We start from the raw sequence: 24,424 nt of genomic DNA, 5'->3' as shown, positions 1-24,424 counted from the left end.
TGAAATGCCACAACATGTTAAGCCATGGGGTGGCATTTTTGTTATGCTCGCAAAATATTGCATTATTCCAATCACATGCTCTATTAAGTCGGGCGCTTAATAAAAACGAATTTTAGGTATAGAAAATCAATGAATATAGAACTGGCAGGGCTAACAGCGAATGGTTTAGCTAATTTCATCGGCGTTATGATGGGCTTATTGCTGCTCACGTTACTTTTAAAACTGAAAAAGATGCCAAGCATGGCCGTTTACGCAAGCTTAGGGATAATTATTGCGGTGTTTGGTTTGTTTTCTATTACCTTGTATCAAACGCAACATGCGGGGTTATCGGTCGAGAAAAGTCATCAGGTGACACTGACTATTCCACTCTACGGACAAGTATTTCAGCAAGATGAATTAGTTTGGCAGCAAGCCAGAGTGATTAATCTTATTGAGGCGCCGCAATATATGCCTACAAGACGAACGAATGGTCTTGGCTTGTCAGGTTACTCATTAGGATGGTTTACGCTGCAAAACGGCGATAAGGCGTTAGTATCAGTGACTACAAACGAGAATGTCTTGTTGTTACCCACTGAAAAGGGGTATTCGTTGTTGTTATCGTTAGAAAACCCGCAAGCAGCAATGACAAAAATGACTGCTTGGCAGGATTAAGTCAATTGGCTGTTAGCTTTGCTTTAAACGACGGCGTCGTTGTAGTGCCATATCGGTAGTAAAGACCACTAAAGCACTCCAAATAAACCCAAAGGTGATGCCCTTTTCAATATCGAATGGTTCCTTGTATAAAAATATTGCCAAAATAAACATGATACTGGGACCGATATACTGAAAGAATCCCAGCATCGATAGCGGAATGCGCATGGCTGCACCAGCAAAGCACAATAATGGCACTGTAGTGACAATACCTGCTGCAATCAGTGTGAGGTTCATTGTCATATCATTAGTCAGCATATTCGCGCTGGCTGTGTCTAATGTGAGCGCTAAATAGCCGAGTGCGATAGGGAGCAAAATAGCGGTTTCAACTAATAAGCCTGTTTTAGCGTCGATATTGACCTTTTTACGCAGTAAACCATAAAAGCCAAAAGAAGCTGCTAATGCCAGGGATACTAAAGGTATTGAGCCGAATGAAATGAGCTGAATCAAAACGCCAATACTGGCTAGCGCCACTGCAGCCCACTGCAATTTGCGTAACCGCTCAGATAAAAAGACCATTCCCAATAGCACATTAAATAATGGATTAATGAAGTAGCCTAAGCTGGCATCAAGCATTTGATCGTTATTAATGGCCCAAATAAATATCAACCAATTAGCAGCAATGAGCACCGAGGTGAGTGCTAACACCAGTAGCTGTTTGGGCTTTTTCAGCAAGGTCGTTAAGCGAGAGAAACCACCCAAAAACTGCATTAAAATGATAATAAAAATAAATGACCACACGACACGGTGCGCTAAGGTTTCCAGCGCAGAAACCTCACTCAGTAACTTGAAATAAAGCGGTGCAATTCCCCATAGACAGTAGGCACAAATGGCAAGGGCTATGCCTTTACGATGTTCAAGATCTTGCATGGGAATCCAGTATGAAGCGATAAAGAAGGCGATTGTAGGTGGCTTACGTTAATCTCTCAAGTAATTCGCGAAATCATTTTACGTATATTGAATATGCAAAAGCTTTACAGTTGCCAAATAGACATTGATGTTCAATTGAATTATTCGCATCCGGCCACTCAACCCATCATATCAGCCAACCATATAAGTTCCCGTGCCAAATGCGATATGAGTACCTTGTTCATTATGCAGCTCCATTCGGCATACTGAAACACGATTACCTGAACGGATCACACATCCTGTAGCGGTAAATATTTCTCCTCGGCCAGGGCGAAGGTAATCGACTCGCATATCAATTGTACCGAGCGTAGTGAGCCGTTGTTCTAACGCTTCAATGGTCCAATCTTCTCGGCTTGAAACTAAGCCTGCAAAACAGGTTAATCCACCGACAACATCGAGCAGTGTGGCAGTCACTCCACCATGTAATATGTGTTGATGAATATTGCCAATGAGTTCGGGTTTCATCTTAATCACCACTTCAACACCGTCGATATCGTAACGCTTGATTTCTAATCCGAGTAGATTATGAAAAGGAACATGCTTATCAAAAATATCAGCCACTTGTTGTAATACTTTACGTTGAACGTCCGTGGTCATAGTTGGCCTTTAGTTAGCAAGTCATGCTGAAATACATGAACATGATGAGATAGAGTATTTAATCTAACTTAATTAGCTTTATAAAATCAATGGTGCATATTTGAGCAGTTGAGGTTAGCTATTGCGCATTGATTCGAGACATATGCACAGCAGTGCTTTAAAATGGCGCTTCTTATCTTCAGCTCAAAAGATGGACAATCATATCTCAGGTTCAGTAGAAGCACAGCCGCAGCAGATTTCAGTTCCCACTCCAACATTGGAGCAGGACGCACTCGGCTACCATTTACAACAGATATTTGGTTATCGTGACTTCAGAGAAGGTCAGCGTGAGATTATTGAGCAAACGTTAAACGGCCAAGACACATTAGTTATCATGCCCACAGGTGGCGGTAAAAGTATGTGTTATCAGCTGCCAGCTTTATTACTGCCAGGGTTGACAGTAGTGGTGTCACCTTTGATTTCTTTGATGAAAGATCAAGTGGACAGCTTAACTCAATCTGGTGTTGCGGCAGCTTATTTGAACTCATCCTTACCTCGTGAAGAAACGGTGGCAATACTACGTCGTTTGCATCAAGGTGAAATTAAGCTGCTATATGTATCGCCAGAGCGCTTACTTCGTCCTGACTTTATTGAACGATTACATGAATTACAGGTATCTCTGTTTGCCATTGACGAAGCGCATTGCATCAGTCAATGGGGCCATGATTTTAGACCTGAATATGCCGCCCTTGGCCAACTAAAACAGATATTTCCATACATTCCACTGATGGCGTTAACAGCTACAGCTGATCAAGCAACTCGTGAGAGTATTTGCCAGCGGCTTCATATCACGCCATTTTGCTTATTATCTAGCTTTGACCGACCTAATATCCGTTACACAGTGGTCGAAAAGCTCAATGCGGCTAACCAGCTAAAGCAGTTTTTACAACTGCAAAAAGGCAGTAATGGCATTATCTACTGCAGTAGTCGACGCCGTGTTGATGAGGTTGCTGATCGCCTAAAGCTGCAGGGCTTCAGCGCTGCTGCGTACCATGCGGGTATGACACAAGAAGAACGTGTTGATATTCAAGATAAATTTTTAAAAGATAAAATCGATATCGTAGTGGCAACTGTTGCCTTTGGTATGGGGATTAATAAATCCAATGTCCGCTTTGTTGTGCATTACGATATTCCGAAAAGTGTGGAGTCTTACTACCAAGAAACAGGCAGAGCAGGACGAGATGGCTTAGATGCTGAAGCTTATATGTTATTTGACCCTGCTGATATTGGGCGCGTGAAGCATTTAATTGAGCAATCTGAGCCAGGTCCGCAACAAGATGTGGAGTTCCATAAAATGAATACCATGGCGGCGTTTGCTGAAGCGCAAACATGCCGCCGTCAGGTATTACTGCATTACTTTGATGAAAGTGCTGATAAGCCTTGTGGTAACTGCGATGTCTGTATTGACCCGCCTAAAAAGTATGATGGCAGTGAAGATGCTAAAAAAGTTTTGTCTTGTATCTTTAGACTAAACCAGCATTTTGGGGTGAATCAGGTCATTGACGTGTTACGTGGCTCAAAAGCGGCCAATGTGATGGATCGTGGCCATAATAAGTTATCCACTTGGGGAATCGGCAAGGAGCAAAGCCATGAGTATTGGTTGTCGGTTACACGTCAACTCATTCACCTTGGTCTGGCTTCACAAGATATTACCCGTGGTTCATCTGTTAAGCTCAACGAATCAGCAAGAGCCGTGTTAAAAGGCGAGGTGACATTGCAACTTGCAGAGCCTCGTATTCAATTAGTGACCACTAAACGTCGCAGTAGCGCCTCTCGTGCGCCGCAGCAATACGACAGAAAGCTCTTCGCACGCCTGAAATTACTACGAAGAGAGCTGGCCGAAGAGCATGACGTTCCGCCATATTTAGTATTCAATGACGCAACATTAGCAGAAATGGCGGCAATGGTACCCACGAGTGCCGGAGAAATGTTAGCGGTGAATGGTGTTGGTGAGCGTAAGTTAAGCCGATTTGGTAATGCCTTTTTGGATGAAATAAGCCAATACTTAATCGAAAGCTAGTTAATCGTTGGTACAAGGCTTATTGCGTTATCATCAAGGATGTTAGCGAGCCGTTTTAAAGCTAGGTAATGAAAGCGTTATGGTTCTTCACCTCCTCACTTCTTCAATTCTCGTTTGTCGTTAATTTTAGCTCTCTTATATTTCACTAGCTTGATTTCATCATTCTCGTTATGACCTTCCTTTGTGTGCAAGCGCTTTGATTAGGTTATCGGGCAAACATGACTAACAGGTGTTTTTAATCACGAACGATCTATTTCATTCAGTTACTATGCTAGTTCCATATTCAATGTTTACTGGCTGCGTATTGATTCGCATGGCTGATATAACGAAAATGGCTTAATCACTTCAAAAAATTTATGCACTTTTTTATTGGTGATGATACTTAGTCGTTTGATGCAAATTATTTTTGAAAATAAATCCTAGAATCAGCGTATATCAAGGTTTACGTTGGTTTTTTCTTTATCGCTACACTGTTTCAGAGAAGATTGACCGTCGAGTCTGATTTAGCCTAAAGGGATAATTGAACAAAAGATGAATAAAATAGGGTTGACACAGCAGGCTTGTCACGTTAAAAAGTCAGTATAGAACATTTTAATTTAAGAATAATTAGTTAACTTTAATGAATATTTATAGTGGTAGCATTCTCCTAGGTCTCTTTCTTCTCTTACGCAAAATTTGCGCGGAGTCCTTTGTGTTACTTGCTAAATAAGTTTACTTGCATTCACAAACCCCGCGCTAACAGCCGCGGGGTTTTTTGTTTCTGTACCCAATTGATTTTTAGAACAAACAAATAGACGAATGACTTGCTAAACACTTTTTATGGCGTCGCAGTTATTTGTTAGATAACCGAACAAACTTTTACCTGAACAACAAAGTTCGATGGAGAAAACTGATGTCCAATAGAGTCATAATATTTGATACCACATTGAGAGATGGTGAGCAGGCGTTAGCAGCAAGTTTAACGGTTAAAGAAAAGCTGCAAATTGCTCTGGCGCTTGAGCGCTTGGGTGTTGATGTTATGGAAGTGGGTTTTCCTGTGTCATCGCCAGGTGATTTTGAATCAGTGCAGACCATTGCTAGAACAATTAAAAACAGCCGTGTTTGTGCATTATCTCGTGCTCTTGAAAAAGACATTGATGCGGCAGCTCAAGCGTTATCTGTTGCTGAACAGTTCCGTATTCATACTTTTATTTCTACATCGACTATTCACGTTGAAAGCAAATTAAAACGTTCATTTGATGACGTGCTTGATATGGCTGTTGGGGCCGTCAAATATGCTCGCCGTTTTACTGATGATGTTGAGTTTTCGTGTGAAGATGCGGGTCGAACACCTATTGATAACCTATGCCGTATGGTTGAACAAGCCATTAAAGCGGGTGCTCGCACCATTAATATTCCTGATACCGTGGGCTATACCGTGCCAAGTGAGTTCGGCGGCATCATTCAAACGCTATTTAATCGTGTACCTAATATCGATCAAGCGGTGATCTCAGTGCATTGTCATGACGATTTAGGTTTGTCTGTGGCTAACTCTATTACTGCTGTTGAGCATGGCGCTCGTCAAATTGAATGTACTGTAAACGGTATTGGCGAACGAGCGGGTAATTGTTCATTAGAAGAAATCGCCATGATCCTATCGACGCGTAAAGGTTTATTAGGGCTTGAAAGCAATATTAATGCAAAAGAGATCCATCGCACCTCTTCATTGGTGAGCCAGCTATGTAATATGCCTATTCAAGCGAACAAAGCTGTCGTGGGCACCAATGCGTTTTCTCATTCATCAGGCATTCACCAAGATGGCATGTTAAAAGCGAAAAACACTTACGAGATCATGACACCAGAAAGCATTGGTTTGAATCGTAATAATTTAAATATGACATCACGCTCAGGCCGCCATGTCATTAAGCACCGTATGGAAGAAATGGGTTACCAAGCTTCCGATTACGATATGGATAGCCTTTACGAGCAATTTTTGAATTTAGCGGATAAGAAAGGTCAAGTATTTGATTATGACCTAGAAGCCTTAGTGTTTATGGAAGCTCAATCTCAAGATGATGATCATTACGCATTACAACATTTAATGGTGCATTCAGATTCTACAGAAGGCGTGGCAACTGCCACAGTGCGTATTACGGTGGATGGTAAAGAGATGACAGAAGCGGCGACCGGTAATGGTCCTGTTGATGCTGCGTACAATGCCATTGCAAGAGCAACAGACCGCACCATCAATATTACTAACTACAAATTAGGTGCGAAAGGTGAAGGTCAGAATGCCTTAGGCCAAGTTGATATTACCGCAGAATACAATCAGCAAACTTTCCATGGTCTAGGGTTAGCAACAGACGTGGTTGAATCCTCAGCACAAGCGCTCGTTCATGTGATGAACTTAATTTATCGTGCAGATAAAGTAGCTGATTTTAAACAACAGATTCATAAAGATAGGGAGTTAGGTGGAGTATGAGTTATCAAGTAGCAGTATTAGCAGGGGATGGTATTGGTCCTGAAGTAATGGCTGAAGCACGCAAAGTGCTAAAAGAAGTTGAAGCCAGATTTGCACTAAATATTGAATATGCTGAGTACGATGTTGGTGGTATTGCCATTGATAACCATGGTTGCCCGTTACCAGAATCAACTTTGAAAGGTTGTGAAGCTGCAGATGCCGTATTGTTTGGTAGTGTTGGTGGCCCTAAATGGGAACATCTAGCCCCTAATGATCAACCTGAACGTGGCGCGTTGTTACCGCTTCGTGGTCATTTTGATTTGTTCTGTAATTTACGTCCTGCCAAGTTGCATACAGGACTTGAACATATGTCACCGCTGCGCAGTGATATCTCATCACGTGGTTTTGATGTGTTATGCGTCCGTGAGTTAACGGGTGGTATTTACTTTGGTAAGCCAAAAGGGCGCCAAGGTGAAGGTGCTAATGAAGAAGCGTTTGATACGATGCGCTATAGCCGCCGCGAGATTGAACGCATAKCTCGCATTGCTTTTGAAGCTGCTCAAGGCAGAAGCAAAAAAGTGACATCAGTCGATAAGGCTAACGTTCTGGCTTGTTCAGTATTATGGCGAGAAGTTGTTGAAGGTGTCGCTAAAGATTTCCCAGATGTAGAGCTTGAGCATATCTATATTGATAACGCGACAATGCAATTGTTACGTCGTCCGAATGAATTTGACGTCATGTTATGTTCAAACTTATTTGGCGATATTATTTCTGACGAAATTGCCATGTTGACGGGCTCGATGGGGCTATTGTCATCTGCGAGTTTAAATAGCAGTGGTTTTGGCATGTATGAACCTGCTGGTGGCAGTGCACCTGATATTGCAGGCCAAGGCATTGCCAATCCAGTGGCACAAATTTTATCAGCTGCCTTATTGCTGCGTCATAGTTTAAAGCTTGAAGAAGCCGCGAGTGCGATAGAGCGTGCGGTAAGTAAAGCCTTGTCTGAAGGTTATTTAACGGGCGAGTTATTAAGTGCTGATGAACGCCAAAATGCTAAAACAACGTCAGAAATGGGCGATTTTATCGCTAATGCTGTTAAGGAAGGTGTGTAATGGCAACTCAAGCAAGTGGTGCTCAGACTCTGTATGAAAAAGTGTGGGATGCCCATGTACTGGCATCGCCAGAAGCAGAGGCGCCGATTATCTATGTGGATCGCCATTTGGTTCACGAGGTGACATCACCGCAGGCCTTCAGTGGTTTAAAAACCGCAGGGCGTAAACTCCGCGCACCTGAAAAAACCTTTGCAACCATGGATCATAATATCTCGACATTGAGCGCGAGCTTAGATGCGATGAGTCCAATGGCACGTATTCAAGTGGAGACATTAGCGCAAAACTGTAAAGAATTTGGCGTTAAGCTTTATGATATTCACCATCCTAACCAAGGTATTGTTCATGTAATGGGGCCAGAATTAGGCATTACACTTCCTGGTACTGTCATTGTTTGTGGCGACTCGCATACGGCGACACATGGGGCATTTGGTGCATTGGCATTTGGTATTGGTACCTCAGAAGTTGAGCATGTGTTAGCAACCCAAACTATGCGTCAGCTGAAAGCGAAAACCATGAAAGTGGAAGTACGTGGTCATGTCGCTGAAGGCATTACAGCAAAAGATATTGTGTTAGCCATCATTGGTCGCTTAGGCATGGATGGCGGTACTGGTTATGTCGTTGAGTTCTGTGGTGACGCTATCGAAGCGCTATCAATGGAAGGTCGCATGACATTGTGTAACATGGCCATTGAAATGGGCGCTAAAGCAGGCATGGTTGCGCCCGATCAAACCACTTTCGACTATCTTGAAGGGCGCGAGTTTTCTCCTAAAGGCGATGACTGGCAGCAAGCCGTTGCGGATTGGACTGCGTTAAAAACCGATCCAGATGCAAGCTTTGATGCAGAAGTGATTTTAGACGCTGCCGATATTGCACCACAATTAACTTGGGGAACAAATCCAGGTCAAGTGGTTCCGATTGATGCAGAAGTGCCAAATCCAGCGAGCGAGCCAAATGCGACAGTGCGTAGTAGCATGGAAAAAGCCCTTGAATATATTGGCCTAACTTCTGGTACCAAAATGGTTGATATTCCGATTAATAAAGTCTTTATTGGTTCGTGTACTAACTCTCGTATCGAAGACTTACGTGCAGCTGCGCACCATGCTAAAAACCGTAAAGTCGCTGATGGCGTCACTGCGATTGTGGTTCCAGGTTCTGGACAAGTTAAATTACAGGCAGAAGCAGAAGGGTTAGATAAAGTCTTCCTTGATGCAGGTTTTGAGTGGCGCTTACCGGGTTGCTCTATGTGTTTAGCAATGAATGATGATCGATTAGAAGCTGGCGATCGCTGCGCATCGACCAGTAATCGTAATTTTGAAGGCCGCCAAGGCCGTGGYAGTCGAACACATTTGGTGAGCCCTGCAATGGCAGCTGCAGCAGCTATTGCTGGTCATTTTGTTGATATTCGTAAGCCTTATTAATCGATTACCACTAGAAGAGAGAAACAGATGCAAGCTTTTACTCAACATACTGGTCTAGCGGTTGCGATTGATAGTGCGAATATCGACACTGACCAAATAATTCCAAAGCAATTCTTATCAAAAGTGACAAGGGATGGCTTTGGGGTACATTTATTCCATGATTGGCGTTATTTAGATGAAGCGGGTGAGCAAGATAATCCAGATTTTTCATTAAATTTACCTCGTTATAAAGGTGCGTCGATTTTATTAGCTCAAGAAAATTTTGGCTGTGGTTCTAGTCGTGAACACGCACCATGGGCGTTAGCCGATTTTGGTTTGCGTGTGGTTATTGCGCCCACTTTTGCTGACATTTTTTATGGCAACTCGATCAATAATGGTTTATTGCCAGTTAAGTTAACTCACGAGCAAGTCAATCAATTGATGGCAGAGGTTGAGGCCAGTGAAGGTGCGAATATTACCGTTGATTTAGTGTCGTTAACGGTGACCTCACCAACTGGGAGTGTTTTCGATTTTTCGATTGCTGAATCAGCTAGACATAAGTTATTAAACGGCTTGGATGCAATTGGCTTAACCTTAGAGTATGCACAGGCAATTACGGACTATGAGGCGAATATACCTGCTTGGCGTCGTTAATCGCCATGACAATATGTCTGCGATTAGCGACGTGATTTTAAACAGGTTTAATCAAATTGTTGCTATCGGGCTTAAAATTAACATTTAAGCTTACACTTGTACCAAGTTTATATTAGCTAAAGCCCTTACTATGATAAGTGAGGGCTTTTTTATTGATTGATATAAATTATATTGGTTCAAAAGTTTGATTTTTAAGGATTTGTCTTTTTATCTTTCATTGTTTTACACAAAGGTAGTGAAACTCACTGCTTTTTTGGGAACACTTGTGTTCAGTAATGTTTTTTTATTATCTGCTTGATATTTAATCTTTTATTCTTTTGTCTGATATTTTTATATTGACTCTTAGCGAGTATTTTTTAAAAAACGTCTCTGAGAGGGTGTTTTTGGTGTGAGCTATGTCACCAAAGATGTTTTCTGTTACTGGTTTTGTAGTTATTTACTCTGTTTTAAGGCTTTGGCTTGTAAATTTGTTCTGCATCAGTAAACTTGCCGCGATTTCAAATTGAGCAATTGCTCTAATGATGTAAGAGATTAAGCAAACATTAGATTTGCTACAAACAGAGACTAATAATGAAAAAGACACTATTGACTGTGGCAGTAAGTGCCATGCTTTTCGGGGCAACGACTCAAGTGAATGCAGCTGGTTTTCAGTTAGCGGAATACTCATCAACGGGTTTAGGCCGTGCTTTTGCTGGTGAAGCGGCAATGGCAGATAATGCTTCGGCTCAAGCAAGAAACCCTGCAATGTTAACTTACCTTGAAGGTCGTCAACTTTCAGCAGGTGCGATTTACATCATGCCAAATGTTGATGTTGTAGGTGACGTCAGTATTTCTTCTCCAATATTAGGTCCTGATCCTGTCATTATTGCAGCGGATGCTACTGATTTTGCTGATAGTGCGGTTGTGCCTAACTTTTATTACTCTAATCAGTTGAATGACAACTGGACTTGGGGTTTAGCGGTTAACTCAAATTACGGTTTAGCGACAGAGCTTGATGTAACCCACCCAGCGTCTTTATTCGGTAATGAAACTGGGATTACAACTGTCGAGTTTAACCCGAATATTGCTTATAAAGTTAATGAAGCATTCAGTGTCGGTGCCGGATTACGTGTGGTGTATGGTGAAGGCCATGTTGGCGCATCTATGCCGGGTTGGATTGATGGCGTGAAACAAGCCGTTCCTGCTCTGGCCCCTCAACTTCCTGATGCAGGTGCGAGCCTTAAGTATATGGAAGGTGACGATATTGCCTTAGGTTGGCAATTAGGCACAAGCTGGCAGATCAATGAAGCGCATCGTTTAGGCTTTGCTTATCACAGTGGCGTTGAACTTGAGTTAGATGGCTTTGCATCTGGCTTATTGTACGATGGCGGTCAAGATGTGCACATTGAAGGCTACTTACCGATTGAGTTACCAGCATTTGCTGAATTAGCTTCACATCACCAATTAACTGAAAACTGGGCAATGCATGCAAGTGTAAACTGGACTCAGTGGAGTGTTTTTGATGAGTTAGTAGCATACTTCCCTGGCGAAACTAAGCCAATTGACTCAACAACGGGTTTACCATTGGAGTCTGATTTAGTTAAAGAAGAGAACTTCAAAGATAACTGGCGTTTTGCTGTCGGTACAACATACCAACTTAACGACAAGTGGTTAGTTCGTGGCGGTATGGCACTAGATCAAGGTGCTGCGCAAGACGAATACCGTTCAACAACAATCCCAGATTCAGATCGTTTATGGTTCAGTGCTGGTGCAGGATATCAAGCAACGAAAAACCTAACGGTTGATTTTGCTTTGACCTACATTAAAGGTGTGGGGGATGCGCCAATTGATGAAACTCAAGACCTACTAGGTTTAGCATCAGTTAATTATAGCGGTGATGTTGAAGCTGATGTTTGGTTAGCTGGTATTCAATTAAGCTACAAAATGTAATTTGCAACTGTAGATTACATTGAAAAGCCTCGCACTCGCGGGGCTTTTTTGTAGGCTAAATATAGCTTACAGCACAATTATTCTCATTGTGAGTGTAACAAACTTGAGATCGGTGATTATCCGTCTTAACTTAGTAAAGATAATTTTTACAGTGTTATATAGCACAAGCGTGCAGAACACTTTTTAAAATAACACTGCTGACAATCTATAGGTAGATAATGACTTCTAAGAAATATGTTATTGCGCTCGATCAAGGTACGACAAGTTCTAGGGCGATTGTATTCGATCACAATGCCAATATGGTTGCTGTGGCGCAAAGAGAGTTTTCTCAGATATATCCTCAAGCTGGGTGGGTAGAACACGATCCGATGGAGATTTGGTCGTCGCAAAGTTCGTCATTAATCGAAGTCTTAGCAAGGGCGAGTATTAGCGCTGATGAAGTGGCATCAATTGGCATCACAAATCAACGTGAAACAACAGTGGTGTGGGATAAACGCACTGGTAAGCCAATATACAATGCCATTGTTTGGCAATGCCGTCGTAGTCAAGCTATATGTCAGCAGTTTAAAGCGGATGGGTTAGAGGAGGATATTAAGTCTGCCACAGGTTTAGTACTCGACCCTTATTTTTCTGCCAGTAAAATTAAGTGGATTTTGGATAATGTTGAAGGTGCGCGTGAAGAAGCCCAAGCGGGCAATTTGTTGTTTGGCACAATAGATACTTGGCTAGTGTGGAAGTTGACTCAAGGTAAAGTGCATGTAACCGAGCCGACTAATGCGTCACGGACGATGTTGTTTAATATCCATCAGCAGCAATGGGACGAAAAACTGTTAAAAGCGTTTGATATTCCAAGGGCAATGCTGCCAGAAGTGAAACCTTCTTGTGCTGTTTATGGCACAACCACGATTGCTGGTGGTGAGATTGCCGTTGCTGGCATGGCGGGAGATCAGCAATCTGCGTTATTTGGTCAGCTTTGTTTTGAGCCAGGAATGGCCAAAAATACTTATGGCACAGGCTGTTTCTTATTAATGAATACAGGCCAGAAAGCCGTATCATCAACTCATGGCTTATTAACCACTGTAGCAATTGGTGGAGACTTATCGGTAAATTATGCATTAGAAGGCTCAGTGTTTATGGGCGGTGCTGTGATTCAATGGCTTCGTGATGAAATGGGCTTGATTCAGGATGCACAAGACACGGAATATTTTGCTAATAAAGTGGAAGATACCAATGGAGTGTATTTGGTACCTGCATTTGTTGGTTTAGGAGCACCTTATTGGGAACCTGATGCTCGTGGCGCGATTGTCGGTCTGACTCGTGGCGTCAACCGCAGTCATATTATCCGTGCAGCATTAGAAGCGATAGCCTATCAAAGCCAAGATTTACTTGCAGCGATGAGCCAAGATTCGGGAGTCCCGTTGACTCAAGTTCGCGTCGATGGCGGTGCAGTTGCAAACGATTTCTTAATGCAGTTTCAAGCTGATATTAGTGATGTGGATGTGATTCGACCTCAGGTTACAGAAACTACGGCGATGGGGGCTGCATTTTTGGCTGGGCTTGCTGTTGGTTTTTGGCAATCAACTGCTGAACTTAATAATATCGCAGCTGCCGATAAAACGTTCTTTGCATCGATGGAAGCCGATGTACGCAATCGTTTATATTCAGGTTGGAAAAAAGCTGTCCAACAAACAGTGTAATGGTGAAGTTTACACTTCTATATCGATATGTCTTGCAGGTGATTTAGTATCTGCGGGTTGAGCTTGGTTTGTATTAGGACGTGATATAGCTGCATTTGGGGTTGATGTGTTTGGTGGCAATTGCGATTGCGGCGCTTCATGACTATCAGCATCTAAGGCATTACTGTTGCTTACCTTTTTGACATCTCGTTTAAAACTACCCACTTGCTTTGGTGGTGTTGCTGTTATGGCATATATGGTGTCTAAGCTCATGATGGCCTCCTCATGGTTGTCGATAAATGATGGATCTAAGTCGATTCATATACTATATCGGCAATCTTTGGTTGGTATTTAGACAATTTAAGTATAACTTTGTTTCATCTTTCTTGGTATTTTCCCTTTTGCTTATACGCAATGGTCATTTTTGACTCACATATGCTGCTCTGTTTTATATATCATTCAATACAACAAAATGTGCTGGTTAACGGCAATCATTATTGCCAGTCAGTTATCGACATCATGTTTTCGGTGGATTTTTATTTTTATTTTGCCTATAAGATCGACCCTATTTGTTATTTTTATATGAAAATGGTCACAATTTGGATCAAATCCCCCACATTCTTTACTGAGATGAACGCTGTTATGTCTATGGTTTCGTTCATTTACCCATCTAAAAACCACTTTTATCCACTCGCTTATCATTAATTAAAATTTGCTGCGAACCCGCTTCAGAACTGGATTTAATTAATGTTGTCATCCCTTGACAATACTTGTGTTGTGTCCCTAAACTTAAGGGTTGTGGGGAATTGTGGATATTTGTGGGAAATTTAATAACAAATTATAGGATTTGATGACCGTGTTTCGGGGTGCCAGTGCAATAAATATGGATGCAAAAGGACGGATCGCTATTCCAATGCGATACCGAGAATCCTTGCGCGCCGAGCACGAAGGCATTGTGGTTATCACGGTTGATATTCAATCACACTGTTTACTGATCTATCCGATCCATGAGTGGGAATTGATTGAAGCCAAGTTATTACAATTGTCTGACACAGATAAAGTCGAACGTTCTATGAAACGTAGATTACTCGGTCACGCTCACGAATGTGAGTTGGATGGCAATGGACGTGCGCTTGTTCCACCTGCATTAAGACAATATGCCAGCTTACAAAAGAAAACGATGTTGGTGGGTCTACTCAATAAATTTGAATTATGGGATGAAGCTGCTTGGCAACAACAGATGGATGAAAGCCATGAGTTGATTCAAGCTGAAGATCTCGCAAACCATGAAAGATTAGCTAATTTTTCATTATAAATAACCCAATTAAGAAGAGTCTAATGAGCCAAGAATTTGCCCATTTATCTGTACTACTAAAAGAAACCGTTGATGGTTTAAATATCCATGAAGATGGCATCTATATCGATGGCACCTTTGGGCGTGGTGGTCATTCTAGGCATGTATTAAGTCAACTTGGTGACAATGGACGTCTAATTGCGATCGATCGTGATCCCCAAGCTATTGAAGCGGCTAAGCAATTTGCTGATGATCCTCGCTTTCAGATTGTTCACGGAGGTTTTGGCCAATTGGCTTACTACGTTACTGAGCTCGGGCTTAAAGGCAAAATTGACGGTGTGTTATTGGACTTAGGCGTGTCATCGCCTCAGTTAGATGATGCTGAACGTGGTTTTAGTTTTTTACGCGATGGTCCACTAGATATGCGAATGGATAACAGCCAAGGTCAAACGGCTGCTGAGTGGATCGCCAAAGCAGAAATTGAGGATATGGCTTGGGTTTTTAAAACCTACGGCGAAGAGAAAAATGCGCGTCATATTGCCCGATGTATTGCTGCTGACCGTGAAGAAACGCCTTTTTTACGCACAAAAGATTTAGCCGATCTAATTGCTCGAATTACTAAAAATAAAGAGCGTAATAAGCATCCAGCGACACGTGTTTTCCAAGCTATTCGTATTTATATCAACAGTGAGCTTGAGCAAATTGAGCAAGCGTTAGAAGGCGCAGTTTCAGTACTGGCGCCAGAAGGCCGCTTATCGGTGATCAGTTTCCATTCTTTAGAAGACAGAATGGTAAAACGTTTTATTCGTAAAAATAGCCAAGGTGAAAGCGTGCCACACGGGCTACCGATAACAGAAGCGGAAATAAATAAATCGAGAAAGCTAAAAGCGATTGGCAAAGCTATGAAGCCGTCGGATGTTGAAATTGAGCAGAATCCGCGAGCACGAAGCTCGGTGTTACGCGTTGCTCAACGTCTTGATTATTAGTTATTGAGCACAGCGACATCATAAAGAGGTTAATTTGGGACAATCATCAATAAAATTATCACGCATTGTGATTGCCGATATCTGGCGACATAAGTGGATTTTATTATTGTCGATGGTGGTGTTAGCCAATGCGGTAGGGGTGGTTTATACCAGCCATGCCACGCGTAAGTTGACCTCGCAGTTAGATCAGCTTTTACAAGAGCGGGATCGTTTAGATATCGAGTGGCGCAATTTGTTACTCGAAGAGCAATCTAAGTCTGAGCATAGCCGTGTTACTCGTATTGCTACTAAAGATTTAAAAATGGTTCGACCCTTACCTAAAGAAGAAGTGGTTATCAGGCTGCAATAACAGAAAAGGAATGATTGAGTCAGTAAAATGAGCAGACAAGCAAAACGTAAGTTAAATCCAGAGTTAATTCCATGGCGATTATTCGTAGTGGTAGGCTTTGTTTTGCTTTTATTTACGGCCTTGATTGCTCGAGCGGCTTATATTCAGATTATTGAACCAGATAAATTGCGTCACGAAAGTGATATGCGAACCCTTCGTACTAGCAGTAACCAAGTGCAACGTGGCTTAATCACTGACCGTAACGGCGAAATGCTTGCGGTGAGTGTGCCTGTGCGTGCAGTGTGGGCTGACCCTAAAGTGTCGCACGACAAAGAAGCATTTAAAGACATGCGCCGCTGGCAAGCCCTTGCAGATGTATTGCATTTACCTGTTGAAAGCATTGTAGGCAAAGTGCAGCGAGATCCTAAACGCCGCTTTATCTATTTAAAACGTCAAGTTACTCCTGCAGTTGCTGAATATATTAAGCAGCTAAAAATTGCTGGTATTTATTTAAAATCCGAATCTCGTCGTTACTATCCTGCTGGTGAAACTGCAGCGCAGTTAGTTGGTCTGACGAATATTGATGATGTCGGCATTGAAGGTATTGAAAATGCTTACGATAGCTGGCTTACAGGCACGCCATCTAAACAAAAAGTACGTAAATCTCGAGATGGTAAAGTCGTCCAACGTCTAGATATTGTTGAAGAGGGTGAAAGCTCAAATGATTTAGTGTTGAGTATTGACCAGCGAATTCAGCAACTTGCTTACCGTGAATTAAAACGCACAACAGAAATTAACCAAGCAACGTCAGGTTCAGTGGTGGTGCTTGATGTTCATACTGGTGAAGTGTTAGCGATGGTGAATACACCTTCTTACAATCCTAATTCTCGAGAAAACCTACAATCGTATCGAATGCGTAACCGTGCATTAACCGATACGTTTGAGCCTGGTTCAACAGTAAAACCGTTTGTGGTTGCTGCAGCATTAGAGGCTGGCACAATTGAACGTAATGATTTAATTAAAACCTCACCGGGCTGGATGCGAGTGGGTGGTCGTCAGGTACGTGACCCGATTAATTATGGCGACATGACTTTAGATAAAATCTTAGTGAAATCCAGTAACGTAGGTATCAGTAAGGTATCACTATCTATGCCAGTGCAAGAGTTATTGGGTACATACCAGTCAATGGGGTTAGGTAATTATTCTGGCATTAATCTGGCGGGTGAAAGTGCAGGATTGATTCATGATCGTCGCCGCTGGTCTGATTTTGAAAGAGCCACTCTTTCATACGGTTACGGCTTAACTGCTACGCCACTACAGTTGGCACGAATGTATGCCACCCTAGGAAGCGGCGGTGTGCTTTATCCTGTTTCGGTATTAAAACTCAAGCAAGCCCCTCGTGGTGAGCAGGTTATTTCTGAGCAAACAGCCAAAGATGTCATGGAAATGATGCTGGGTGTGACTGAAAAGGGTGGCACTGCGACCCAGGCGCATATTGATGGTTATCCAATTGCAGGTAAAACAGGAACCAGTCGTAAATCAATTGCTGGTGGTTATGGTGATGATTATGTGTCGCTATTTGCCGGTGTCGCGCCAGTTCATAACCCTCGCTTAGCGATATCTATCGTGGTTAACGAGCCAAAAGGCGATCGTTACCATGGTGGTGATGTTGCAGGCCCAGCATTTGCAAAAATCATGTCTGGAGCATTACAGATGCTCAACGTAGAGCCATTGAATGAGAAAGAAAAAGTGGAATTAGCTGCCATTGCTAGGAGGGCTGAATAATGCTTCTTAGTGATTTGCTTGCTCCTTGGTTTCATTATGCCGGTCGTGAGATCGTGGCCTCGATGACATTAGATAGTCGTCACATTAACCCAGGCAGTTTGTTTGTTGCATTACCAGGCTATCAAGTTGATGGACGTCAATTTATTGATAAATCCATAGACTCTGGTGCGATAGGTGCGCTTATTCATACCGATAATCCGGATGAACATGGCAAAGTTGAACTTCATGATACTGGTGCAGTATTAGTCTACTTTTTTCAGTTAAGTCGTCAGTTATCGGCAGTCGCAGCACAGCTTTACCCGGTTCAAGGGCAAGCAATGTCAATTATTGGCGTAACTGGAACAAATGGTAAAACATCAGTTAGTCAGCTAATTGCTCAGCTTGTTACCCTCAAACAGCAAAAAGCTGCGGTGATGGGGACACTAGGCAACGGTGTGTGGGGACAGTTAGTTGATAGCGGTAATACCACGGCTGATGCGATAACGATAATTGAGCAAATTAGTGCTTTTCAGCAGCAAAATGTGTCAGCGTGTGCCATTGAAGTATCTAGTCATGGGCTGGTACAAGGCCGAGTGGAGGCCGTTCCTTTTGATACGGCAGTGTTTACTAATCTTAGCCGTGACCATTTAGATTATCATGGTGACATGGATGCGTACGGCGCAGCCAAAAAGCGTTTATTCACATTTCCATGTGTTAAGCATGGTTTACTCAACTTAGACGATGCCGTTGGATCGCAATGGTATGCTGAATTCGATTCCCACACTATGTTTGGCTTTAGTACAAAAGCACCTGTGACTTCACAAGATATTGAAACGCAGCAATTAGCGCGGTTTTATACGGATAATATGCAGTTTAATGATGCAGGTGTTAGTTGCGACTTTTATTACCCTTCAAATGTCAATGTTCAGCAATCAGAATTAATTAAAGCCAAGTTAACATCGCCACTGCTTGGTGATTTTAACTTATCAAATCTTGTTGCAGCAATAAGCGCGCTTTTCTTACAGCAATCTAGCCCTAATCGTGACTCAATGAATGAGTTATTGGGGCTTGTGCCATTGCTCACCCCAGTAGCGGGTCGTATGGAGCGCTTTAATCAGCAAGATGGTCCAACTTTGGTCGTTGATTACGCTCATACACCAGATGCTATTGAGCAAGCGTTAAAAGCATTAAGAATCCATTGTCATGGTACTTTGTGGTGTGTTTTTGGTTGCGGTGGTGATAGAGATAAAGGTAAGCGACCATTAATGGCTCAAGCGGCTGAGCATTACGCAGATAAGGTCATGGTGACAAGTGATAATGCGCGTAGTGAAGACCCTATGACCATTATCAATGATGTTGTCGCTGGTCTAAATAAGCCCGAGCTTGCTTTGACAGAAATTGACAGGATCACAGCCATTAAGAAAGTCGCTACATTAGCGAAAGCAGGTGACATTGTTTTGCTAGCAGGTAAGGGGCATGAGACTTATCAAGAAGTGTCGGGTAAAAGAATTGATTATGATGAGCGTGCGCTAGCTATGCAATTAACGGGCTGTGACACTATGACCAGTGTTAGCGAACAAAAGGGGCGCCTATGATCCCTATTCAATTATCCGACTTAGCACGTGAGTTAAATGCCACGTTAGTCGGCGCTGACATAGAAATTAATGATGTCACAAGCGATAGCCGTAAAATGGCTGAAAGCAGTTTATTTGTTGCATTAAAAGGCCTGCGTTTTGATGGGCATCAATTTGCGCCAACCGCGATTGAAAATGGTGCGCAAGCGCTATTAGTTGAACATGAACTTGCTGTTAATGTACCTCAATTAATTGTGAGTAACACGCAAAAGGCAATGGGCGCTATCGGTGCGTATGTTCGTCAACAAGTGTCGCCAATTGCGGTAGCATTAACTGGGTCAAATGGTAAAACGACTGTGAAAGAAATGGTTGCGACGATTTTATCGCAGCACCATAACGTGCTTTACACTGCGGGAAATTTTAATAATGAAATTGGTGTGCCGTTAACCTTACTCAGATTAGAGCATCAACATGAATTTGGTGTGTTTGAGTTAGGGGCAAATCATCTGGGTGAAATTAATTATACTTCATCTTTAGTGACGCCTCAGGTGGCGTTAGTCAATAATGTTGGCCGTGCTCATCTTGAAGGTTTTGGCTCGATTGAAGGTGTTGCTAAGGCCAAGTCTGAAATCTTCAATCATTTGCAAAAAGATGGCGTAGCAATCATAAATGCTGACGATCAATTCTCACCATTTATGATGGATAAAACTGCCGAATTTACGCAACTTAAGTTTTCGATATCAGCAGAGAATGAAGCTGATATTAAGGCGTTAGATATCGTCGCTGATAACAGCGGATGTTATCAATTTAGCTTAGAGTACCTTGGAAAATCACACCTTGTACATCTTCCATTAGCAGGCTTGCACCAAGTCAGTAATGCTTTAGCTGCTACCGCTATTTGTATTGCGCTTAACATCCCCGTTTCTGACATTGTGACAGGGCTCAGCCTGTTGTCACCAGTGAAAGGGAGAATGGTGCCGCATAACTTAGGCAGAGTATTATTAGTTGATGATAGTTATAACGCTAACCCAACTTCTGTCGATGCCGCAATGAATTGGCTTAAACAAACTCGAGGTTTTCAGTGTTTAGTGCTGGGAGATTTAGGTGAATTAGGTGACAATAGCGCCCTTTTGCATGCGGAAGTTGGTAAACAGGCCAAAAAAGCTGACATCGATGCCTTGTTTTGTTGTGGTCAACTGACTGAATCAACAAGTAAAGCGTTTGGAAGCGAGCATTATGAGGATAATAAATCCTTAGCAAAAGCGTTAATTGAAAAAATAAATCAGTTACCTGGTGAGGTAACCATTTTAGTAAAAGGTTCTCGAAGTGCAGCGATGGAAACTGTAGTCGAAGAGTTGTTAGAAGCCAATAGGCGTGGGGAGTTTGTTTAGATGCTGGCTTATTTAGCTGAGTATTTAACCCAGTTTTACAGTGGGTTTAATGTTTTTTCATATGTGACTTTTAGAGCCATTCTTGGCCTGATGACAGGTCTTATCTTTAGTTTATGGTTTGGGCCGAAACTGATTGAGCGATTGCAGTTGATGCAAATTGGTCAAGTTGTCAGAAATGATGGCCCTGAATCACATTTTAGTAAGCGTGGAACACCTACAATGGGTGGTTTACTGATACTTGCTGGTATTTTTGTCAGTGTTTTACTTTGGGGTGACCTATCGAATCGATACGTCATTGTCATGTTATTTGTACTTGGAACATTTGGCGGTATTGGCTTTCTTGATGACTATTTAAAAGTAGTTAAAAAGGATTCCAAAGGTCTTATTGCACGTTGGAAATATGCTTCGCAATCTATCGCAGCCTTGGTAGTCGCGTTTTATTTGTATAGCTCGGCATCAATTCCTGGTGAAACGCAATTAGTTGTCCCGTTTTTTAAAGATGTAATGCCGCAACTTGGTCTGCTTTATATCGTGTTGGTGTACTTCACGATTGTTGGGGCGAGTAATGCCGTTAACTTAACAGATGGACTTGATGGTTTAGCGATCATGCCAACAGTGATGGTAGCAGGCGCTTTTGCACTGATTGCTTACTTATCTGGCCACGCGCAATTTGCTAATTATTTACATATTCCACATTTACCCGATGCGGGTGAGCTGGTGATTGTATGTACGGCCATTGTTGGAGCAGGTTTAGGTTTTTTATGGTTTAACACATACCCTGCACAAGTTTTTATGGGCGACGTTGGCTCGTTAGCGCTAGGCGCAGGCTTAGGTGCTATTGCGGTATTAGTGCGACAAGAAGTGTTATTGGTGATCATGGGCGGTGTTTTCGTGATGGAAACTGTGTCGGTGATTTTACAAGTTGGTTCATACAAATTGCGCGGACAACGTATATTCAGAATGGCGCCAATTCACCATCATTACGAATTAAAAGGTTGGCCAGAACCAAGAGTGATCGTTCGCTTTTGGATTATTTCATTGTTCCTAGTCATGCTAGGACTGGCAACCCTTAAATTAAGGTAGTTAGCAATGCAATCAAGCTATTCACATATTGTTTTGGGACTTGGGGCGACAGGGTTATCTGTGGTTCGTTATTTGATGTCTCAAGGCATTACACCATTGGTGATGGATAGTAGGCGTACACCACCAGGTCAAGATACGTTAGCGCAGGAGTTTCCTGATGTTGAGTTATTAACCGGTGGCTTTGTTTGCCGATACTTAGTGCAAGCTAAGCAAATTATTGTGAGTCCGGGTATTCCTATCGACACGCCTGAAATCCGTGCTGCTATGGATATGGGAATTGAGGTTATAGGTGATGTTGAGCTATTCGCTCAAGCAATAGCAGATAGACCGCCTTGTGTTGTCGCTATTACTGGTTCAAACGGTAAAACAACAGTGACTACCTTAGTGTATGACATGCTCAATGCTGCAGGTAAAAAAGTCGCAGTTGGTGGCAATATTGGTATTCCTGTTTTGGATTTACTGGCTACAGATGCTGAGTTCTTTGTACTAGAGCTATCAAGCTTTCAGCTAGAAACAACCCATAGCTTGCAATGCATTGCAGCGACTTGTTTGAATATCAGTGAAGATCATATGGACAGATATCACGATATTCATTCATATCGCGCCGCTAAGCTGCGCTTATATCAGCAAAGCCGCTTCGTGATGTTTAATCGTGATGATGAGTTAACGTACCCAGATGAGCCAACAAACCAAAATACGTTTGGTTTAAGTGTACCTGAAGGTGACGAATGGGGCTTAGCTGACGGCAAAATCTTGCATGGTGAAAGTGAGATTATGAATTTGCATGAGGTGAGCTTAATTGGTAGCCACAATCAGGCAAATTTACTGGCGGCGATGGCATTGGCTGATGCCTGCGGTATTGATAAGAATGTGATGATCGAGATTGCCTCACATTTCAGTGGGCTTGCGCACCGTTGTGAATTAGTCGGGTTGAAACAAGGTGTCACTTACATTAATGACTCAAAAGCCACCAATGTTGGTGCTACGGTTGCAGCCTTAAACGGACTAAGCGATCACTTGGGCGACCTCATTTTAATTGCTGGCGGTGAAGGCAAAGGTGCAGATTTTAAAGAGCTTGAAAAATCACTGACCAATGTTACTCAAGTGATTACCTTTGGCAAAGACGGAAGCAAAATTGGGCAGTTAAAAGCTGACAGTATTGAAGTGAATAACTTGGAAGAGGCTGTCGCGAAAGCTGTTGAGATCACTTTTTCTGGTGATATCGTGCTACTTTCGCCAGCTTGTGCAAGTACTGATATGTACAAGAACTTCATGGATAGAGGTGATCACTTTAAACAATTAGTGGAGCAGATTGAAGATGGCGAGGGGTGAGCAACAACTTAGCTTATTCCAACAAGTCCTAAAAAGGCCTTGGGCAAACATTCTGTCTGAAACTACACCCAGTGATCAGCTTTATGACCGTAGTTTATTTTTAGCTGTTGCAGGGTTAATTACATTTGGCTTTGTGATGGTGATGTCAGCGTCTATGCCTGAAGCGCAGAAACTGACAGAGAACCCGTTTCATTTTATATATCGCCACGTAGCGTATTTAATGGGATGTGGTGTGATCGCTTATGCCGTACTCAATATTGAGCTGAAGTTTTGGGAGCGTTACAGCGCATATTTAGTGTTGTTGGTGTTGCTATTACTGGTAGCGGTATTAGTGGTGGGAACCACTGTCAATGGGGCTACCCGCTGGTTAGCGATTGGGCCAGTGAGAATACAGGTCGCTGAGATAGCCAAGTTTGTTTTTATTATTTACATGGCGGGGTATTTAGTTCGCCGTCATGGTGAGTTAAGAGAAAACAGTAAGGGGTTCTATAAACCTATTTTTGTCTTTTTACTGTTTGCTTTTTTGATTCTTGCTCAACCAGATTTAGGTACTGTCGTCGTACTTTTCGTCTGTACTGTCAGCCTGTTATTTTTGGCAGGAGCACGAATCATGGACTTTTTGGTACTGATATTTCTCGGTATCGCCATGTTTGTTTTTTTAGTGGTATTTGAGCCTTATCGAATGCGACGGGTGACGTCATTTTTAGACCCATGGGAAGATCCCTTTGGGAGTGGTTACCAGCTAACTCAGTCACTGATGGCTTATGGTCGTGGTGATATTTTTGGGCAAGGTTTGGGTAACAGTATTCAAAAACTGTCGTATTTACCTGAGGCACATACAGATTTTATCTTTGCTGTTATTGGTGAAGAACTTGGTTTTGTTGGTATTGTTTGCGTATTAACTGTGCTGTTTTTTGTATCGTTTAGAGCGATACGATTGGGTAATTTGTGTTTGAGTATTCAGCGCCCATTCGAGAGTTATTTAGCATATGGCATAGGTATATGGATTTGTTTTCAGACAGTGGTCAATGTGGGGGCCAGTATTGGTATGTTGCCCACTAAAGGTCTGACGCTGCCCTTTATCAGTTATGGCGGTAGTAGTTTATGGGTCATGACGGCAGCGGTAATGTTACTGATACGAATTGATCATGAACGGCGGTTAAGTTTAACGCAAGCGGTGCAAGGGAGAGTAAAAAAGTGAGCCCTAAT

The 24,424-nt window shown here is 42.5% G+C and carries 20 protein-coding genes; 17 read left to right on the top strand and 3 right to left on the bottom strand.

Features of this window, described 5'->3' with window-relative positions:
• Positions 1-129: 129 nt before the first annotated feature.
• Positions 130-651, top strand: coding sequence for a PH domain-containing protein (locus tag A9267_RS17210; RefSeq protein ID WP_065110093.1), 522 nt, complete (start codon positions 130-132; stop codon positions 649-651).
• Between the two features lie 12 nt (positions 652-663).
• Here the strand turns inward: A9267_RS17210 and rarD are convergent, their stop codons facing one another.
• Complete coding sequence (gene rarD / locus A9267_RS17205; RefSeq protein WP_065110092.1) at positions 664-1,560, bottom strand: EamA family transporter RarD; 897 nt, start codon at positions 1,558-1,560, stop codon at positions 664-666.
• Between the two features lie 171 nt (positions 1,561-1,731).
• Positions 1,732-2,196: a thioesterase family protein gene (locus A9267_RS17200; protein ID WP_055025220.1), complete on the bottom strand. Its 465-nt coding sequence runs from the start codon at positions 2,194-2,196 to the stop codon at positions 1,732-1,734.
• Positions 2,197-2,386: 190 nt separating this feature from the next.
• Between A9267_RS17200 and recQ the strand changes: the two genes are divergently transcribed.
• The 7 genes from recQ (at position 2,387) to glpK (ending at position 13,484) form a co-directional block, all read left to right on the top strand.
• Entirely contained in the window at positions 2,387-4,255 is a 1,869-nt protein-coding gene (gene recQ, locus A9267_RS17195; protein WP_082972455.1) for a DNA helicase RecQ, read from the top strand.
• 892 nt (positions 4,256-5,147) lie between these two features.
• On the top strand, positions 5,148-6,716 hold the full coding sequence (gene leuA / locus A9267_RS17190; protein ID WP_055025219.1) for a 2-isopropylmalate synthase: 1,569 nt from the start codon (positions 5,148-5,150) through the stop codon (positions 6,714-6,716).
• Entirely contained in the window at positions 6,713-7,807 is a 1,095-nt protein-coding gene (leuB, locus tag A9267_RS17185) for a 3-isopropylmalate dehydrogenase (RefSeq protein ID WP_065110091.1), read from the top strand. The genes leuA and leuB overlap by 4 nt, the downstream gene beginning before the upstream one ends.
• Positions 7,807-9,225 carry a 3-isopropylmalate dehydratase large subunit gene (gene leuC, locus A9267_RS17180; RefSeq protein ID WP_065110090.1) on the top strand — a complete coding sequence of 473 codons (1,419 nt, stop codon included), beginning with the start codon at positions 7,807-7,809 and terminating at the stop codon, positions 9,223-9,225. Before leuB ends, leuC begins: the two co-directional genes overlap by 1 nt.
• Positions 9,226-9,252: 27 nt before the next feature.
• Complete coding sequence (gene leuD / locus A9267_RS17175; RefSeq protein ID WP_055025216.1) at positions 9,253-9,858, top strand: 3-isopropylmalate dehydratase small subunit; 606 nt, start codon at positions 9,253-9,255, stop codon at positions 9,856-9,858.
• Between the two features lie 570 nt (positions 9,859-10,428).
• Entirely contained in the window at positions 10,429-11,787 is a 1,359-nt protein-coding gene (locus A9267_RS17170; protein ID WP_065110089.1) for an outer membrane protein transport protein, read from the top strand.
• Between the two features lie 218 nt (positions 11,788-12,005).
• Positions 12,006-13,484: a glycerol kinase GlpK gene (gene glpK / locus A9267_RS17165; RefSeq protein WP_065110088.1), complete on the top strand. Its 1,479-nt coding sequence runs from the start codon at positions 12,006-12,008 to the stop codon at positions 13,482-13,484.
• A gap of 9 nt (positions 13,485-13,493) precedes the next feature.
• Here glpK and A9267_RS17160 read toward each other — a convergent pair whose 3' ends face one another.
• Positions 13,494-13,736, bottom strand: a complete 243-nt coding sequence (locus A9267_RS17160) for a hypothetical protein (RefSeq protein ID WP_055025213.1) — start codon at positions 13,734-13,736, stop codon at positions 13,494-13,496.
• A 583-nt stretch (positions 13,737-14,319) separates the two neighbouring features.
• On the opposite strand from A9267_RS17160, the gene mraZ reads away from it, so the two are divergent.
• Genes mraZ through ftsW form a run of 9 tightly spaced genes read left to right on the top strand, consistent with a single transcriptional unit; the run spans position 14,320 to position 24,416 of the window.
• Positions 14,320-14,778, top strand: a complete 459-nt coding sequence (gene mraZ, locus A9267_RS17155) for a division/cell wall cluster transcriptional repressor MraZ (protein ID WP_055025297.1) — start codon at positions 14,320-14,322, stop codon at positions 14,776-14,778.
• Positions 14,779-14,801: 23 nt separating this feature from the next.
• Positions 14,802-15,743: a 16S rRNA (cytosine(1402)-N(4))-methyltransferase RsmH gene (rsmH, locus tag A9267_RS17150; protein ID WP_065110087.1), complete on the top strand. Its 942-nt coding sequence runs from the start codon at positions 14,802-14,804 to the stop codon at positions 15,741-15,743.
• 34 nt (positions 15,744-15,777) lie between these two features.
• On the top strand, positions 15,778-16,092 hold the full coding sequence (ftsL, locus tag A9267_RS17145; RefSeq protein ID WP_055025211.1) for a cell division protein FtsL: 315 nt from the start codon (positions 15,778-15,780) through the stop codon (positions 16,090-16,092).
• Positions 16,093-16,119: 27 nt separating this feature from the next.
• Positions 16,120-17,856 (top strand): peptidoglycan D,D-transpeptidase FtsI family protein, encoded by a 1,737-nt coding sequence (locus A9267_RS17140; protein ID WP_055025210.1) that lies wholly within the window; start codon positions 16,120-16,122, stop codon positions 17,854-17,856.
• A complete protein-coding gene (gene murE, locus A9267_RS17135) occupies positions 17,853-19,430 on the top strand; it encodes a UDP-N-acetylmuramoyl-L-alanyl-D-glutamate--2,6-diaminopimelate ligase (protein ID WP_065110086.1) in 1,578 nt (525 codons plus the stop codon). Before A9267_RS17140 ends, murE begins: the two co-directional genes overlap by 4 nt.
• Positions 19,427-20,800 carry a UDP-N-acetylmuramoyl-tripeptide--D-alanyl-D-alanine ligase gene (locus A9267_RS17130; RefSeq protein ID WP_065110085.1) on the top strand — a complete coding sequence of 458 codons (1,374 nt, stop codon included), beginning with the start codon at positions 19,427-19,429 and terminating at the stop codon, positions 20,798-20,800. The genes murE and A9267_RS17130 overlap by 4 nt, the downstream gene beginning before the upstream one ends.
• The gene (gene mraY, locus A9267_RS17125; protein ID WP_055025207.1) at positions 20,801-21,883 is read left to right on the top strand and encodes a phospho-N-acetylmuramoyl-pentapeptide-transferase; all 1,083 of its coding nucleotides are present in this window, start codon (positions 20,801-20,803) and stop codon (positions 21,881-21,883) included. It begins immediately after the preceding gene.
• A 6-nt stretch (positions 21,884-21,889) separates the two neighbouring features.
• Positions 21,890-23,215 carry a UDP-N-acetylmuramoyl-L-alanine--D-glutamate ligase gene (murD, locus tag A9267_RS17120; RefSeq protein WP_065110084.1) on the top strand — a complete coding sequence of 442 codons (1,326 nt, stop codon included), beginning with the start codon at positions 21,890-21,892 and terminating at the stop codon, positions 23,213-23,215.
• The gene (gene ftsW, locus A9267_RS17115) at positions 23,202-24,416 is read left to right on the top strand and encodes a cell division protein FtsW (RefSeq protein WP_055025205.1); all 1,215 of its coding nucleotides are present in this window, start codon (positions 23,202-23,204) and stop codon (positions 24,414-24,416) included. Before murD ends, ftsW begins: the two co-directional genes overlap by 14 nt.
• Positions 24,417-24,424: the final 8 nt, after the last annotated feature.

It is taken from the genome of Shewanella sp. UCD-FRSSP16_17 (assembly GCF_001675935.1).
Classification (GTDB): domain Bacteria; phylum Pseudomonadota; class Gammaproteobacteria; order Enterobacterales; family Shewanellaceae; genus Shewanella; species Shewanella japonica.
This window is presented reverse-complemented; position numbering and strand designations above follow the sequence as displayed.